This is a genomic window from Secundilactobacillus malefermentans, from assembly GCF_008033155.1.
Classification (GTDB): domain Bacteria; phylum Bacillota; class Bacilli; order Lactobacillales; family Lactobacillaceae; genus Secundilactobacillus; species Secundilactobacillus malefermentans.
In genome coordinates, this window is record NZ_CP042371.1 from 1,112,623 (window position 1) to 1,128,648 (window position 16,026).

Below are 16,026 nucleotides of genomic sequence, written 5' to 3' on the forward strand. Positions count from 1 at the left end.
TACTTTCAAAAAGTATGTAAAATGGGGTTGATTATTCGGAGAAAAATGTTATTATAAGTATAGTCACATGGTAGACGTAAGTTTTTCTAATTTGTTTTGATTGTAGGGATCAACTGTAGGGGAGCTATCGTTACTAATCCAAGAACGATAAGGGAGTGCTTAAATATGATTAATTTATACATTGCACCAAGTAGTGCATCAAGTCGTAAAGCTCGCGCATGGCTAATGAGTCATGACATTCCGTTTAAGGAACGAAATATTAAATCTAATCCGCTAAATACGGACGAAGTAAAACAGATTCTACGATTAACCGAGAATGGCAGTGAAGATATCATTTCAACACGTTCAAACGTCTTTAAGGATTTACACGTTGACCTCGATGATCTTTCAGTAAGCCAGTTGGTTGATTTGGTAGTTAAGTATCCAGACCTCATTAAACGACCAATCATCTTTGATGACAAGCGTCTTGAAGTTGGCTATAACAAAGAAGAAATTCGTCGTTTCCTATCCCGTGACGTTAGAACAGCTGAATTACGTCAATTAGAATCTCAATTAAGTTCATAAACAGACTAGTAAACACCCGCAACCTGAAATTAGGTTACGGGTGTTTTTGTTATTTAAAAATAAAAACGCCGTAAAATGAGATTTTACGACGTGGTTACGATATAAAATTAGGTAGAGACTAAAAGAAGGAAAGCTGCTGTCCTTGAACTTCCGGCGTTTGACGCTCCTCGACATATCTCTGAGCGAGTTCGTGATGTCCCAACAAATCAAGCGTACTGATGAGAAGCTGGCGAATGGTCACAGTATCAATCCGAGTAAAGGAAGCTATTTGGGCTAATACCAAAGCATTAGCTCTCCGAATTAGATCAGAATCATGAGTTAGTTGGGTTAAACTATGTAAGATTTTTCGCCCATCAAACATGACTTTCCGTCCGTTTTGCTTTTCAACGTAACGAATTGAAATTTGCATTTGAGATTGTTGTGGTTTGCGTACATTCACGAGACATAACTTCCTTTCTTTACACTTTCTATTTTATAGCAATTGAAAATTTTTAGCAACAATATATTGTGTGCTTAACATGATGTTTCCAATATGTTGTGGTAGAAATTCAGTAAGGTGACAGAGCGTTGCGTTAATTTTTGCAGGACTAATTTAAAAAGTTGCTTGACAATTTTTTGAATGCCGGTTAAAGTAGGAATCATTAAATATCGATTAGAAAATGCTGAGATGAATTGGGGAATCGATATCAAGAGGTTTAAAGGGAGCACCGTTAGTGGAAAGGTGCAGCGTCTTGATAGTCAAAAGCCAATTTTGAGCATGATGACTCGCTAAGAGGAATCCGGGTGCACCCGATAGCATGCCAACATATCGCCGCGTCGACCGGCTGTGTGTAAGTGGTGGAGATTCGTCTTCACAAATGAGGTGGTACCGCGCTAAAGCGTCCTTTAGGAATTTATATTCCTAAGGGGCGCTTTTTTTGTTTATCAGGCCAGGTGAACAAGTGCCGAAGGATTTCTAATCGAAATAAAAATAAAAAATGGAGGAACTGCTATGTTTAAGGGAAGAGCGTCAATGATGATCATTATTAATGTTGCGATTGGAGCTATGGCAGCGTTAATGACTGGCTGTGCATCAACTGCAGTTGGCGGACAAAGCGCTAGCAATTCTGCAGATAAAACTTTAAAGATAACAATTCCAGGTGAACCCACAACGACTGATCCGACTAAGGAAATTGAAACGAACGCTGAAGCAATTACTTCTCAAACAAATGAAGGTATTTATCGCAAAAATGCGAAACATGACATCGTCGCCGGAGTTGTTGAGAAGGTTGTGACACCAACCGAAAATGGAACAAAATATACGTTTACGATTAAAAAGAATGCTAAATGGCAGGATGGAACTTCCGTCAAATCGGAGGATTTTGTGAACTCAATCCAACGTCAGGCGAATCCAACAACGAAGTCACAGCAAACTGATGACATTCAATATATCAAGAATTTTACCGCCGTTAATAGTGGCAAGATGGATCCTTCTAAATTGGGGATTCAAGCCGTCAATGACAGAACCTTTACCGTCAAATTGACCCGCAAAGTCTCATTTATGAACTACGAATTTACCGGATTTTACCCATTGCAGACGGCTGCCATCAAGAAATACGGCAGCAAGTATGGGACTTCCGCAAGTACGACCGTTTCAAATGGGGCCTACGTTCTTAAAGGCTGGACTGGTACAAACGACAAGTGGCGTTACGCAAAGAACACGCACTACTGGGATGCCAAAAACGTGAAGATCTCGAACGTTAAGGTCACGGTGGTTAAAGAGGATAGCACCGCATCCAATATGTTCAATTCCGGCGAAATCGATTTAACCAGTATTTCAGGTCAGTACGTTAAGCAAAATAAGAATAATAAGAACTTGAAAGTAACCAAGACTGCCCGAAATAATTACCTTTATTTCAATAACAAAAAGAAGAGCACGTCAAACGAAAACGTTCGTCATGCCATTAGTCTCGTCATTAATCGGAAGCAATTGGCTAATAACGTGCTTGGTGACGGCTCAACCGCATCGGATAACATTGTGCCATCTGGTCTAGCCAAGAACCCAACAACTGGCGAAGACTTTAATAAGGAAATGGGGAATCTTGCCCCAACCGATATTGCCAAAGCCAAAAAGTACTGGGCAAAGGCGCAAAAAGAATTGGGCAAAACGACCATTACACTTGATCTGTTGACTGATGATACTGATACCGAAAAGAAACTGGGTCAGTACGTTCAAGGCACTGTTCAGAAGAACCTTAAAGGATTGAAGATTAATGTGGTTTCAGTTCCGCACGCAACCCACGTTACTCGTGACTTCTCGACTGACTTTGACATTGCGACAGTTGGCTGGGGTCCTGATTATACCGACGCTGACGACTTCTTGGCTCAAATGGTCAGCTCTGGTTCAATCAACTTCTCCAAATGGAAGGATGATAAGTACGAAGCCTTGATGGCTAAAGTTGAGGAAACCGACAAGTATACGGCACAACAACGCTACGATTTCCAAAAGCAAGCTGATAAACGACTGATGGAAGTTGCCGCAGTGGCACCAACTTATCAAGCCGCAACGGCTCACCTTGTTAATAGTAAACTTGGTGGTTTGAGTTGGGATGCGTTCTCTGGTTCAGGGAGTCAATTGCAATATGCTTATTGGAAATAAATGAGAATTTTATTAGATAATTTTTAAAAATCCCGTTGACAAGCGAAAATTAGAGGATTACTGTTAGACGTAAGTTAAAAACAGATGAGAAAGCAATGATGAAGTAGAGTAGAAATAAGGATTTGTTCAGCGACTTCCGTTTGGTGAGAGGGAAGGCAAATCATTATTTTGAAAATCACTTCGGAGCTATGTGGTGAAAATTAGTAACCTACACTGGGGGGCGCCCATTATCGTGCCTAAGAATTGCCGAGACGTCCGGCAGTTCGATAAGCGGCGGTCATTTGACTGCAAGAAAAGGTGGTACCACGCGCAAGCGCCCTTTGAGTTCATTGAACTCGAGGGCGCTTTTTGTTTCTCATCGATACATAGTTTCATCGCGACACAATTAGGAGGGAAAACACATATGAAAAAAACACTTACTTTTGGAACACTAGCCGTTGTAGCAGGCTTGGCATTGGCAGGATGTGGTAGTTCATCTGCTAATAAGGCAAAGGATCAAAATAAGACACTTAACGTAACCGAAGCATCTGAAATGCAAATCGCTGATCCAAACAAGGCAACCGACGCCTACTCGTTTGATATGATGGAACAAACAACTGAAGGACTTTATCGCCTAAATAACAGTGGCAAGGTCGTTGCGGGGATGGCTACGAAGGTTGTAAAGCCAACGAATAATAACACCAAGTACGTTTTCACCTTACGAAAGGGTGCCAAATGGAGTAATGGCGATGAAGTTACCGCGCAGGATTTCGTTACGTCCTTTGACCGGCAAGTTGATCCAAAGACAAAGGCCCAATATGCGAACCGGTTGGAAACCTTTAAGAATTATGCCGCCGTTCAGTCTGGTAAGATGAAGCCGAGCGCATTAGGTGTTAAGGCAACAGGAAAGTACAAATTGACGGTGACGTTGAGCAAACAAAATCCGACATTTGACTACGATTTGGCAACTGAATTGCTGCCCGTTAATACGAAGCTGGTCAAAAAATACGGGAGTAAATATGGAACAAACGCTTCTAAGGTTGCCGCAAATGGCCCATACGTTCTGAAAAACTGGAACGGGACGAAGGATACGTGGCAGTATGTTAAAAATGACAAGTACTATAAGAAAAGTTCTGTAAAAATCAACAAGGTTAACGTTCAAGTGGTGAAAACGTCTAGTACAGCTGAAAACCTATTTTCTGCAGGAAAGGTTCAAGAAACTAGGGGAACAATCAGCGGAACCCAAGTTAAAGAAGCTGAGAATAATGCTAAGCTGAAGAAACAGTTGGTTAAGACGTTGACTGGGGCAGTTACGGTCCAACATTTCAATAAGGACCGTAAGTTGACAGCAAATTCTGATTTCAGAAAAGCTGCCTCCGCTGCACTTAATTTGAAGCAACTTACCTCGAAGATTAACCAAGATGGCTCACAACCACTTAAAAACTTAGTCGCTGCTGGAACTGCCAAGGATCCAAATACGGGCAAAGATTTCGCTGATGCAGTTGGCAATTACACAAAACACAGTGATGCTCAAGCTAAAGCATATTGGAAAAAAGCTGTAAAAGCACTTGGTAGCAGTAATCAGAAGGTGAACCTATTAATTAGTACTTCTGATAGTGGTAAGAACATGGCCGAATACATCCAAAGTCAATGGGAAAAGGACATGCCAGGTTTGAAAGTGACAATCACTTCTGTACCACTTCAACAAGAAATCACAAAGATGTTTAAGAAGGACTTTGATGTTGCTCAGTTCGGCTGGACTGGTGGCGAACCTGATCCACTTAATGATCTTGAAATTTTCCAAAAGGGTAACTCAGTTAACTTTACTGGTTGGAATGACAAACAATTTAACACATTGATGGATCAAGCTGCAACGACCACGAATAAAAAGGCCCGTTACACGTTGCTTAAGAAGGCAGCCCGTCGCGCAATGGAAGTTCGTGGGGTTAATCCAATTGATCAACAAGCACAAATTACACTATTAAGCAGCAAGGTTGGTGGGCTAAAATATTCGGCAACCAACACGACTGGACAATATCGTTACGCATACTGGAAATAGGGAGACGTTAATTAATGGCTGATGAGTTAAAGCAAAATGTTGAAAAAGCGTTAAAGGAAGATTACGGGCGTTTGGAAAAGTATCTCAGTATCGAAACAGTTTCCGCTCAAAACCGCGGTATCGACGAAACGGTCGCATTCTTAAAACAATCGTTTACTGATTTGGGAGCTTCAAACGTTGAAACTTGGCACGATGTTGGTGACAGCAATCCCTTCGTTTTTGCGGAATTTGCGGCGGGTCCTGAAGGAAACGCGGATAGAACGCTCCTATTCTATAATCACTATGATGTTCAGCCACCAGAACCCCTGGATGAGTGGGAATCAGAACCTTTCAAACTAACCGAAAAAGATGGCAAGTATGTGGCACGTGGGGTTTCCGATGATAAAGGTGAGTTAATGATCCGAATGACGGCGGTGAAGGCTCTTCAGCGCTCTGGCGGGTTGCCTTGTAACCTGAAGTTTATCGTTGAAGGTGGCGAAGAAGTGGGTAGCCCATTTGTTCCGGAAATGGTCCAAAAGCACGTTGCTCAACTGAAAGCGGATGCCCTCGTTTGGGAAACGGGCGGAAAAGATGCTGACGATAATTTCCAAGTGACCTGTGGTGTCAAAGGAATTATGAGTTTTGAGCTGACCGTCACCACGGCAGCTAAGGACATGCACTCATCGCTCGCGGCTTACGCAGATAATGCCGCTTGGCGCTTAACGAAGGCGTTGGCTTCACTAAAGTATGCGGACAATCGCGTTCTAGTCGAAGGCTTTTACGATGATGTGCGGGAACTGACCGACACCGAAAAGGCGGCAACTGCCAAACTCCAATTTAATGAAGCAACGACGCGCGAAACATTTGGCATGAAACGGCCGTTGATGACGGATGACCCGAAAACGGCGTTGGTGAACGAGCCAACCATGACGATCAATGGGTTGTCGAGCGGTTACGAAGGGGATGGCGTCAAAACGGTTATTCCTAAGTTTGCTAAGGCCAAGCTGGACTGTCGTTTAGTTCCTAATCAAGCCCCAAAGAAGATTGCCGAATTAATTCAAACCCAGCTAAACAAAAATGGATTCGATGATGTTCAGGTTACCTATTTATTGGGAGAAGATCCCTATCGCTCCAACCTTGACGACCCATTTGTTAAATTAGCGGTAGAAACGGCTAATCAAGTTTACGGAAATAAGGTAAAATTAGTACCAAACGCAGCAGGTGGAGGTCCAGAAGCACCATTTTACGAATCACTGAAAGTGCCATTGGTTGCAACCGGTGGAACTTACGCGGGTTCTGGCCCCCACGCGCCGAACGAAAGTGTTCGGGTGGCGGATTATGCACAGGATGCTGAGTATACGGCACGATTGTTGCGCAATTTTAAAACGCTTTGAAAAAAATAGAACGAGGCGGATTCTTGCGTCTCGTTTTGGTATTGAAAGGATGATTGGCGAATGGCAAAAAGTGTTGTAGCAGAGGATTTATTCAAATTAAAGTCATTAACGCAGGTGACGCAGGGTGGCGACTTAACCTTCTTTGTTGAAAATAAAACGGATAAAGAAACGAATTCGTATCCCACCAAAATTGGGAGCGTCGATGCGACTGGTAAATACCAAGTTTGGGCTGATGGGGGCGTGAATACGCAGCCAACCCCAACGCCAGATTTTCTATTTTACGTGGGCCAAGCTGATGACGAAAAGAAAACGCCACAACTATTTAAAATGCCACTAACCGGTGGTAGCGCAGAACAAGTCACTGCTGGCAAGCCACAAGTCCAACAAGTGGTAGCGTCAGGTGATGGGTCAACATTGGTTTTCAAAACCCTCACGACTGATGAAGAGCCTAAGTATAAGACAACTGATTTTCCGAAAACCCGACACGTGACAAAGCTAATGAGTCATATGGATGGCTATGGGTGGTACCCAAACGACGGCGTTTATACACTCAACACGGTTGATGTTGCGACCGGAAAAGTGACGAAAGTATTTGAAAGTGCCTACAGTTTTAAATTAGTCGATGTTGATCAAACAGGTGCGTTGGCGGCTTATACGCGTCAGACGAATCCAGAACTTGATACGGATTACGATCCAACCAGTGGCTTATATTTTTACGATTTGACTGAAAAAACAGAAACTTGGGTCACTGAAAGTGTGGCCGGTGGTAGCTTTAACGATGCTAGCTTCTCTCCAGATGGCCAAACCGTTGCGGTTGTTGGAAATGACCAGTCACACCAAGGGATGACGGTGGACGATTTATGGGTTTACGATGTTCAATCTGAAAAGTTGACCAATTTAACCCATGCTGATGACACAGTCGTTGTTGGATTTGGTGGTGAAATGGCAACTGATTTCGTTCAGCATCGCAAAGAAAAGGGCGTCTACTGGTTAGACAACAATCAGTACGTCTTTACTGCGTTGCACCATGGGCACAGTCAAATGTACACGGGTGACAAAACCGGCGTAAAGTTAGTCGATGATCAGCCTCGCGAAGTTTACGATTTTGATGTGGTCAATAGCCACACGGTGGCCCTTTCCGTTTCAAAGCAGGATAAGCCCAGTGAGTTGGTCCATTTGGACGTTAATGGAGGAACTGAAAAGGCCTTGTACAATCCCAATGCTGAGTATGAAAAGAATCACACTTATACATCACCAAAGCATTTCAATTATAAAGCTAAGGACGGGCAAGCCCTTGAAGGCTGGTACTTACCACCCGTTGAGGCAAAAGCGAAGAATCCGGTTCTCCTTTATGTTCATGGCGGGCCACACGCCGCTTACGGTGAGAGCTTCTTCTTCGAGTTCCAGGTTTATACCACTTTGGGATACGGCGTGGTCTTTGTGAACCCCCGTGGCTCAACAACTTATGGGCAAGCTTTCGTTGATGACGTGACGGGTCACTACGGTCAGCGCGATTACACCGATGTGCTGGATGGCTTGGATTATGCGCTAGAAAAGTTCCCAGAATTGGATGAAGATCATCAGTATATTGCTGGTGGCTCATACGGTGGCTTTATGACAACGTGGACGGTTGGTCATACCGATCGTTTTGCGGCGGCAGTTGCCCAACGGAGCGTGACCAATTGGATTGGGATGTACGGACAATCTGATATTGGTTTTTATTTCAATCGCCAAGAGTTACAGGCGGACTTGTTTGATCCAGACGGGTTGAAAAAGTATTGGGAAATGTCACCATTGGCGTATGCGCACAACGTGAAAACGCCGCTACGATTGCTGCATGGTGAGTGGGATATGCGTTGCCCAATTAGTCAAAGTGAGGAGTTCTTCACGGCGGTTAAGCAAACGGGAACGGATGTCGATTTGGTTCGTTATCCGCAGGCGTTCCATGGTGTGTCACGGGATGGCTTGCCGAGTTTACGGGTGCAGCGGGTGAAGGATATGGATGAGTGGTTTAGTAGATACTAGTGCTAAGGCCCTCGGTAATTTCTGAGTACTAACAAAAAATCTCCCTTTGATGGTCTAGATCAAAGGGAGGTTTTAGTTAGACGGAAGAAATTGAGGGTCGAAGCACGCAGACGCAATGTAATGGTGACGAATATTTCTAGACGGTTCTGGTCTGGGAGTGTTTTTAGGTTAGGCGGAGATGATTGCGGTTTGGAGCACGCAGATGCAATGTAGCCGTTAGACGGAAGAAATTGAGGGCCGAAGCACGCAGATGCAATGTAATTGTTACATGAAAGAAGGATTTAACTTGCAAAACCGAATTGCTATTTTGGGGGATGTTCACGGTAACGTCACAGCACTTGAAGCAGTCCTGAAAGACTGTATTGCGAATGATGTGACAGAATACTGGTTTTTGGGAGATCTCATCTTACCCGGACCAGGTGGCCATAATTTATTTGAAATGTTGGAAAGGGTGAAACCCACAGTTTGGCTAAATGGAAACTGGGAGGAATCCTACTTGCAGTTTCTAAATGGCCAAGTTGATATAAATGATCCTGCAGACATTCACTTTGCCAAAATAGCTGAGCGCCTGGCGAGGGATCTTAAAGAATCGGACGTTGTTAGAATGAAACAGGCGCCCATTCACCAAATAAAACAGGTCAATCACTTAAACTTTTCAATCACCCATAACTTACCGAACAAAAGTTATGGACCAGAATTGTATCCAACGCAAGATCAGTCAAATTTTGATCAGTTATTTAAAGAGCATGAAGAGTTGGATGTTGCGGTTTATGCCCATATTCATCAGCCAGTTTTGCGTTATACATCTAAAGGACAGCTGATATTAAATCCGGGTGCTGTGGGACAGCCTTATGATTCTTGGCCAAAACTTTGGTCAGATTTAAGGGCTCAATATGCGATTATCACGGTTGATGATGAGGGCCTGCAGGTCAATTTTCGAAAAGTTTCTTACAATGTTGATAGGGAACTTCAACGGGCGAACGCTGTTAATCTACCGTACTTGTCACTATATGAAGAATTACGAAAAACGGGTAAAGCGCACACCCATAATCAAGATATGTTGGCACAAATGAACGAAGAGTTTGGTTACAAGCAAGACGTTATTAATTATTTGAAAAATAAGTCATAGAGATTGGTGAAATATCTTCGAGCAATCGAGGGTATTTTTGTGTGGATGTGGTTTTTCAAATACGAACTTTATTAAAGTGGAATTGTTCGATTTTGACAGTGCAGGTAGAGAAATTTGACTGGAATGAAGGAAAATTACATTCCAGAACAGCTAGACATAATTTACATTAATTTTGATCCAACTAAGGGAAGAGAAATTAAGAAAAGACGCCCAGCACTCGTCATGAGTTCAACAGTCTATAATTTGCGGACAGGGTTCGTGGTTGTTTGCCCCATCACTAGCACTCATAGGGATTTACCAATGTATGTAGAGTTGCACAGCCATAAAATTCACGGCCAGGTTAACGCCATTCAACTGCGAAGTTTAGATTATTTGAAGTCTAATCGGCAAATTGAATTCGTTGAGTCCGCGCCCATACAAGATTTTGAACGAACAGCAAAAATAATCAAAGACATCTTCAATTTTGACGATTTAATCAGTAATTTTAGCTAAATAAAAGCCACCTTCAATTATTTTTTGAGGGTGACTTTTTCTGTATAAAAATTAGCAAATCAAATATTTATTCTTTTACTGAAACGGCAGCCATCTGTGGTAAATTGGTGACGAAGTTTTGATAAGCGACGGTTTCGCCAGTTTCCGTAATCGTCGTGTTCGTTGCAGTCACATTGGCTTGATGTAGAGCTTCCTCGTTCACCTCAATCACGTGAGTTTCGGTGGCATTACCAATCAAGTCAATCCAGTCACGGTCAGTATGGTGATGAACAATCGTCTTAACCATGCCACCGGGATTGTATACGGTGATTGGCTGTTCAGCGGCCGCCAATTCTGGGTGCGTCAGGACAAATGCCAAACTAGTCGCCGACATGCCTGTCCCGCAGGCATTAGTAAAGCCAACGCCACGTTCAAACGTGCGCACGAATAGCTGATTTGGTCCTAAAATATGGGCAAAGTTAACGTTGACACCATCTGGAAAATAGTCGTTTGGTGAATTTAACATCGTTCCTAAAGTTCCTATATCGCCGTTAGTCAGCTCTTCCTCGGGAACAAAACTGATCAAATGGGGATTTGGGACTGCAATGGCGGAGAAGGTTAAGCCAGGAATGAAGGCTGAAACTGGGGTGTCGATTAATTGAGACACCCCTAAATTATCAAATGGTAGCGCCGCTTGGTTAAAGCGAACGGGCGATATTTCAACGCTAAACGCCGGAACGTCCTTGGCCAAATCAGGTTGGCGACTGACTTGTAAATCAGCGGTCAACGTTTCCACGCGAAAGTCATCGAGATGATGCTTGTCTGCTAGATAACGAGCAACGGTTCTGAGTCCGTTACCGCACATTGAAGCCTCACTGCCATCCGCGTTGATGACGCGCATTTGTCCCAGAACGTTTGAATGCTCAGAACGATTGACCACTAGCAGGCAGTCTGCCCCGTTTAAAATGCCAGTTTGCGGATTCGTCATCTGTTGAGCCAGTGTTACCAATTCAGGATCAGATAATTCGGTGGCGAGTTCCGTTTGATCCAGTAAGAAAAAGTGATTTTGTGAGCCATGAACCTTGTGTAATTGCACCATTTTGAGGACCTCCTTTATGAAATTGAAATGGGTTCATTAACGAAAAATTGATTATAAATTTGCTTCACGGCGGCCTTTGAATCAGCCTGTCGCGTCCCCAACATGATGGAGATTCGGGAGGCACCCTGATTAATCATGTGCACGCCGATTTTATTCTCTGCGAGGGGCGCAATAATTTGTTCGATTACGCCAATTTGATTGCGCATGCCTTCACCGACCACCATGATAATGGCGTAGTCATCAATCCAGTTAAGTTGGTCGGGCTGCAAGGTTTCTTGGATATCGTGCAGCATCGCCTGAATGGTTTGCTCGTCTAATTGCGACTTATCGAAAATAATGGTTAAATCGTCAATTCCGCTGGGCATGTGCTCGTACGAAACGTCGTATTTGTAGAGAATTTGTAGCAGTTTCAGCGTGAAACCGACCTCCTTGTTCAACAGGTAACGGTGAAGGTACAACGCGGCAAACCGGTTTGAACTTGCAACGCCAGTGATTGTCCGAATTGGTTCAAATTGCGACTCTGGCACGATTAACGTTCCAGGCAAATTAGGGTGATTGGTATTTTTGACGTTGATTGGAATTTGGGCCTCAATGGCGGGGATGATGGCCTCGTCATGGAAAACGGAAAAGCCAGCGTAAGAGAGCTCGCGCATTTCGCGATAGGTCATGCGGGTAATCTCGAGGGGATTGTTCACGATTCTGGGATCCGCCGCGCAAATGGCATCCACGTCAGTAAAGTTTTCGTATAAGTCGGCGTTGAGACCGCGGGCCAAAATGGCGCCGGTAATGTCGGAGCCACCGCGTGAAAAGGTGGCAATTTGACCGGCATCTGTGAAGCCAAAGAATCCTGGAAAAACGAGTTTCTCATTGCCATAGCTTAAGGCTGCCAAATAGGCGTAAGTGCTGGGCTCAACAGAGGCGTTATTTGGTTCATCCGTGACACGGATGCCTGCCTCACTGGGATCGATGAACCGAGCATTGATTCCCAAATGGGTGAGTATTAGTGCCATCAACCGTGCGTTTAATCGCTCGCCGTGGGCTTTGAAGGCCGCCATTAAATAGTCGGTGCTTGGATAATCGCGGTGCGGTAAATTAACCAAAGCTTCCTTGATGGGAATCAGTTCGGCTTCCGGCAAATTAAAGTAAGTGGCAATCGATAGGTAACGATTGAAGATGGTCTGAACGATTTCCGTCGCATTCTTTTGCATTAACGTTAATTTTGCATATTTAATCAAAAGATCCGTCACTTTGGTGTCAGATTTTTCCCGTTTACCCGGTGCAGACGTCACGATAACCTGACGCGCTGAATCTGCTGCGATAATTTGAATAACTTTTTCAAATTGAGGCCCGTCCGCGAGCGAACTGCCACCAAACTTTACGACTTTCATCTTTCTTGCACTCCCTCTTACTGCTAAAATTAAAAAATAATGTGATGTAATTTAAGTTGCATTCTATCAGTTTAAGATTCGGAATCAAGCGCTCATCACCGACAAATGGCTCATTTTTAGCGTGCCGTTTATAGTAAGAACTATTTTTTATGGCAATCAAATTAAAATTAGTCTTGACTATCTAAGAAAACAATTATAAACTTTTACTTATATCGAAGAGGTTGCAACCAACATGAGTCACTGATTGAGTTCCTGCAAGAACGATGACATCAGTAAAAGGGGCGGTTGCCGAAGCGCTAATCAATGCAGAGGTTAGTTAGCTGGGACGTGGTTTAAGAGATCACGAACTGTCGCGGGCATATGACTCGCGGGGCGCTATCGACAAATGAGACCGAAAATCATAGATGAACAATTCTGTGGGATCCTTTTGTTTAGTGCAAACAAAAGGGTCCTTTTTATTTATCAAAAATGGCAAACGGGAAGAGGAAAACAAATGGCTGAGTTAGATGCACAAACAATTATTGATTTTATCGGCAACGCAGAAAAGAAGACGCCGGTAAAGGTTTATATCAAGGGCGAGTTGAGTAAACTTAAAGTCCCAAGTGAAATCAAAGCGTTTTTAGAAACTCAGACCGGTGTCCTATTTGGCGATTGGAAAGTCGTTGAACCATTCCTAAGCACAAACGAAGGCTTAATTGCTGATTATGAAATTGAAAATGGGACACGAAATTCGGCGGTCCCACTGCTGGATATGAAAGGGATTAACGCCCGGATTGAACCTGGTGCCATCATTCGCGACCAAGTTGTAATTGGTGATAACGCCGTGATTATGATGGGCGCGCTCATCAACATCGGTGCTGAAATTGGCGAAGGATCCATGATTGATCTGGGTGCGGTACTCGGTGGTCGGGCAATTGTTGGCAAACACGCGCATATCGGTGCCGGAACCGTTTTGGCAGGGGTTGTTGAACCAGCCTCCGCCGAGCCGGTCAGGGTGGACGACAACGTGTTGATTGGGGCAAACGCGGTTGTGTTAGAAGGCGTTCACGTTGGCGAAGGAGCAGTTGTTGCCGCCGGAGCCGTTGTCACGAAGGATGTTGCGCCACACACGGTGGTTGCTGGCGTTCCCGCGAAGTTTATCAAGAACGTTGATGCCAAGACGACTTCGAAAACCGGACTTGAGGACGACCTCAGAAAGTTGTGATAACGATGACCACTTTGACTGAAACTAAGTTGATTAACATTCGGCGTCAACTACACAAAATTCCAGAATTAGCTTTACACGAAACTGAAACCCACGCGCTATTGATGAAGATTATTGGTGATCTTGACCAAACCTACCTAACCATTAAGCAGTTACCAAATTTACCAACCGCTATTCTGGTAAGAGTTTCCGGCTCCTCACCCAAACGAACGATTGGTTATCGAACGGACATTGATGCATTACCAGTGACTGAGAGCACTGGGCTATCATTTGCCTCTGAAAATGTCGGAGTGATGCACGCTTGTGGGCATGACGTTCACATGGCGGTTGCCTTGGGAGTTTTAAGTTACTTTTCGGAACATCAACCAACCGATAATCTCATTTTCTTTTTCCAACCAGCGGAGGAAAGCTAAAACGGCGGAAAACTTGCCTATGAGCAGGGCGCCTTCACGGATGATTGGCGACCAGATGAATTTTACGGATTGCATGATAATCCTGATTTACCGGCTGGTGCGATTGGGTGCCGCATGGGAACCTTGTTTGCCGGAACGACTGAGGTCAACGTTGATTTTGAAGGGCAGGGCGGTCATGCCGCTTACCCGCAAGATGCAAATGACATGGTGGTTGCCGCTGCAGCCTTTATCAGTCAAGTGCAGACCATCATTTCCCGTAGTATTGATCCAATTGAGGGCGGCGTCATCACCCTTGGCAAGCTTGAAGCGGGCACCATTCGAAATGTGATTGCGGGGCACGCCCACATCGAGGGAACAATCCGAGGCTTAACTCAAACGATGATTGAACGAATTGATGAGCGATTAAAGGATGTTGCAGCTGGTATCGCGCGTAGTTTTAACGCCCAAGTTAACGTGACCTTGAATCAAGGCGGCTATTTACCAGTTGAGAATAATCCGGATCTAACCAAACGGTTCATTACTTATATGAAGGAAACGCCAACGATTCACTTTGTTGAAACGGAACCAGCAATGACGGGCGAGGACTTTGGCTACCTATTATCAAAGATTCCCGGAACCATGTTTTGGCTCGGAGTGGAAGATGAGTCGCAATTACACTCAGCAACCCTAACCCCCAAGGAAAGCGGCATTGAACCTGGGGTTTCCGCCATCACTGGTTTTATCGAAAATCGAATGAACGCCTAAAAGAAAGAGGTTAACCCATATGACAACTTTAGAAAATGCAGATTTAATGACCGCCATTATTACCCCGTTTGATGAAAACGACGCAATTAACTACGATGCTTTAGAAAAATTAACCAATCATCTAATTGAAACCGGCAGCCGCGGGTTCGTGATTGGCGGCACCACTGGCGAAACGCCAACCTTAACGCACGATGAAAAAATTGAACTTTACACCCGATTTGGTCAAATCATCAATGGTCGTGTTCCCGTCATTGCGGGAACCGGTAGCAACAACACCCGTGAAACCGCAGCGCTAACTCGTGAGGTAACTCATATTTCAGGAATCGATATGGCGTTGGTAGTTGTGCCATATTACAACAAGCCCAACCAGCGCGGAATGATCGCCCATTTTGAAGCGGTCGCAGCTCAAACAGTCAAACCAATTATTATGTACAACATTCCTGGCAGAACCGGCGTCACAATGGCAAATGAAACGGTTGTCGAACTGGCCCAAAATTCAATGATCGCAGGTGTTAAGCAGTGTACGACAATTGAAGATATTGAGTACCTAGTTGACCATACGCCAGATACGTTCAGCGTTTACAGTGGAGAAGATGCACAAGCATTAGCTGCCAAAGCCGTTGGGGGACAAGGCGTTATCTCAGTTGCCTCCCACATTTATGGTTCCCAAATTCGGGCAATGTACGACGCATTGGAAACCGGTAACGTCCATGAAGCCGGGCGATTACAGCGCCTTTTGACCCCGAAGATGCAGGCATTGTTTATGTACCCATCGCCATCACCCGTTAAAGCGGTTTTGAACGCGCAAGGGTTTGAAGTTGGCGATTGCCGGTTACCGATTCTTTCCCTTAATAAGGAAGAAAAAGTCAATTTGGCCGGCCGGTTGGGTTTGGAATCTGACGCACTGGTTCATGCAGTGCCAGTTGAGTTAGGAGTCTAA

12 protein-coding genes, 1 pseudogene, 1 riboswitch and 1 other annotated feature are annotated in these 16,026 nt (G+C 44.3%); of the genes and pseudogenes, 10 read left to right on the forward strand and 3 right to left on the reverse strand.

Going from position 1 to position 16,026, the window contains the following annotated elements; translation table 11 throughout:
- Positions 1 to 165: 165 nt before the first annotated feature.
- Positions 166 to 564, forward strand: a complete 399-nt coding sequence (gene spx / locus FGL90_RS05315) for a transcriptional regulator Spx (protein ID WP_010620414.1) — start codon at positions 166 to 168, stop codon at positions 562 to 564.
- 118 nt (positions 565 to 682) lie between these two features.
- On the opposite strand, the gene FGL90_RS05320 is transcribed toward spx, so the two are convergent.
- The gene (locus FGL90_RS05320) at positions 683 to 1,003 is read right to left on the reverse strand and encodes an ATP cone domain-containing protein (protein ID WP_010620413.1); all 321 of its coding nucleotides are present in this window, start codon (positions 1,001 to 1,003) and stop codon (positions 683 to 685) included.
- A 552-nt stretch (positions 1,004 to 1,555) separates the two neighbouring features.
- On the opposite strand from FGL90_RS05320, the gene FGL90_RS05325 reads away from it, so the two are divergent.
- The 6 genes from FGL90_RS05325 to FGL90_RS05350 all read left to right on the forward strand — a co-directional run bounded on the left by FGL90_RS05325 (position 1,556) and on the right by FGL90_RS05350 (position 10,259).
- Entirely contained in the window at positions 1,556 to 3,202 is a 1,647-nt protein-coding gene (locus FGL90_RS05325) for a peptide ABC transporter substrate-binding protein (RefSeq protein ID WP_147657212.1), read from the forward strand.
- 86 nt (positions 3,203 to 3,288) lie between these two features.
- Positions 3,289 to 3,526, forward strand: a binding site (T-box leader).
- Positions 3,527 to 3,605: 79 nt separating this feature from the next.
- Positions 3,606 to 5,240 carry a peptide ABC transporter substrate-binding protein gene (locus FGL90_RS05330; protein WP_010620411.1) on the forward strand — a complete coding sequence of 545 codons (1,635 nt, stop codon included), beginning with the start codon at positions 3,606 to 3,608 and terminating at the stop codon, positions 5,238 to 5,240.
- 14 nt (positions 5,241 to 5,254) lie between these two features.
- A complete protein-coding gene (locus tag FGL90_RS05335; protein ID WP_010620410.1) occupies positions 5,255 to 6,613 on the forward strand; it encodes a M20/M25/M40 family metallo-hydrolase in 1,359 nt (452 codons plus the stop codon).
- Positions 6,614 to 6,673: 60 nt separating this feature from the next.
- Positions 6,674 to 8,638 (forward strand): S9 family peptidase, encoded by a 1,965-nt coding sequence (locus tag FGL90_RS05340; protein ID WP_010620409.1) that lies wholly within the window; start codon positions 6,674 to 6,676, stop codon positions 8,636 to 8,638.
- Between the two features lie 286 nt (positions 8,639 to 8,924).
- Positions 8,925 to 9,767 (forward strand): metallophosphoesterase family protein, encoded by an 843-nt coding sequence (locus FGL90_RS05345; protein ID WP_010620408.1) that lies wholly within the window; start codon positions 8,925 to 8,927, stop codon positions 9,765 to 9,767.
- Between the two features lie 123 nt (positions 9,768 to 9,890).
- Positions 9,891 to 10,259 (forward strand): type II toxin-antitoxin system PemK/MazF family toxin, encoded by a 369-nt coding sequence (locus FGL90_RS05350; protein ID WP_147657895.1) that lies wholly within the window; start codon positions 9,891 to 9,893, stop codon positions 10,257 to 10,259.
- A gap of 67 nt (positions 10,260 to 10,326) precedes the next feature.
- Here FGL90_RS05350 and dapF read toward each other — a convergent pair whose 3' ends face one another.
- Both dapF and FGL90_RS05360 read right to left on the reverse strand, forming a co-directional pair.
- The gene (gene dapF / locus FGL90_RS05355) at positions 10,327 to 11,337 is read right to left on the reverse strand and encodes a diaminopimelate epimerase (RefSeq protein WP_147657214.1); all 1,011 of its coding nucleotides are present in this window, start codon (positions 11,335 to 11,337) and stop codon (positions 10,327 to 10,329) included.
- A 14-nt stretch (positions 11,338 to 11,351) separates the two neighbouring features.
- Entirely contained in the window at positions 11,352 to 12,725 is a 1,374-nt protein-coding gene (locus FGL90_RS05360; RefSeq protein WP_010620405.1) for an aspartate kinase, read from the reverse strand.
- 207 nt (positions 12,726 to 12,932) lie between these two features.
- Positions 12,933 to 13,112: riboswitch (Lysine riboswitch) on the forward strand.
- A 106-nt stretch (positions 13,113 to 13,218) separates the two neighbouring features.
- On the opposite strand from FGL90_RS05360, the gene dapD reads away from it, so the two are divergent.
- From dapD to dapA, 3 genes and pseudogenes are all read left to right on the forward strand, one after another.
- Entirely contained in the window at positions 13,219 to 13,929 is a 711-nt protein-coding gene (gene dapD / locus FGL90_RS05365; protein WP_147657216.1) for a 2,3,4,5-tetrahydropyridine-2,6-dicarboxylate N-acetyltransferase, read from the forward strand.
- A 5-nt stretch (positions 13,930 to 13,934) separates the two neighbouring features.
- Positions 13,935 to 15,086 (forward strand): annotated as a pseudogene (locus FGL90_RS05370) (N-acetyldiaminopimelate deacetylase).
- A 19-nt stretch (positions 15,087 to 15,105) separates the two neighbouring features.
- Entirely contained in the window at positions 15,106 to 16,026 is a 921-nt protein-coding gene (gene dapA / locus FGL90_RS05375) for a 4-hydroxy-tetrahydrodipicolinate synthase (protein ID WP_147657218.1), read from the forward strand.

What these genes read in the sequence shown, in the direction of transcription:
- dapA (WP_147657218.1), top strand. Translation starts at nt 15,106, where the DNA reads ATGACAACTTTAGAAAATGCAGATTTAATGACCGCCATTATTACCCCG.
- FGL90_RS05325 (WP_147657212.1), top strand. Translation starts at nt 1,556, where the DNA reads ATGTTTAAGGGAAGAGCGTCAATGATGATCATTATTAATGTTGCGATT.
- dapD (WP_147657216.1), top strand. Translation starts at nt 13,219, where the DNA reads ATGGCTGAGTTAGATGCACAAACAATTATTGATTTTATCGGCAACGCA.
- FGL90_RS05335 (WP_010620410.1), top strand. Translation starts at nt 5,255, where the DNA reads ATGGCTGATGAGTTAAAGCAAAATGTTGAAAAAGCGTTAAAGGAAGAT.
- dapF (WP_147657214.1), bottom strand. Translation starts at nt 11,337, where the DNA reads ATGGTGCAATTACACAAGGTTCATGGCTCACAAAATCACTTTTTCTTA.
- FGL90_RS05330 (WP_010620411.1), top strand. Translation starts at nt 3,606, where the DNA reads ATGAAAAAAACACTTACTTTTGGAACACTAGCCGTTGTAGCAGGCTTG.
- FGL90_RS05340 (WP_010620409.1), top strand. Translation starts at nt 6,674, where the DNA reads ATGGCAAAAAGTGTTGTAGCAGAGGATTTATTCAAATTAAAGTCATTA.
- FGL90_RS05350 (WP_147657895.1), top strand. Translation starts at nt 9,891, where the DNA reads ATGAAGGAAAATTACATTCCAGAACAGCTAGACATAATTTACATTAAT.
- spx (WP_010620414.1), top strand. Translation starts at nt 166, where the DNA reads ATGATTAATTTATACATTGCACCAAGTAGTGCATCAAGTCGTAAAGCT.
- FGL90_RS05360 (WP_010620405.1), bottom strand. Translation starts at nt 12,725, where the DNA reads ATGAAAGTCGTAAAGTTTGGTGGCAGTTCGCTCGCGGACGGGCCTCAA.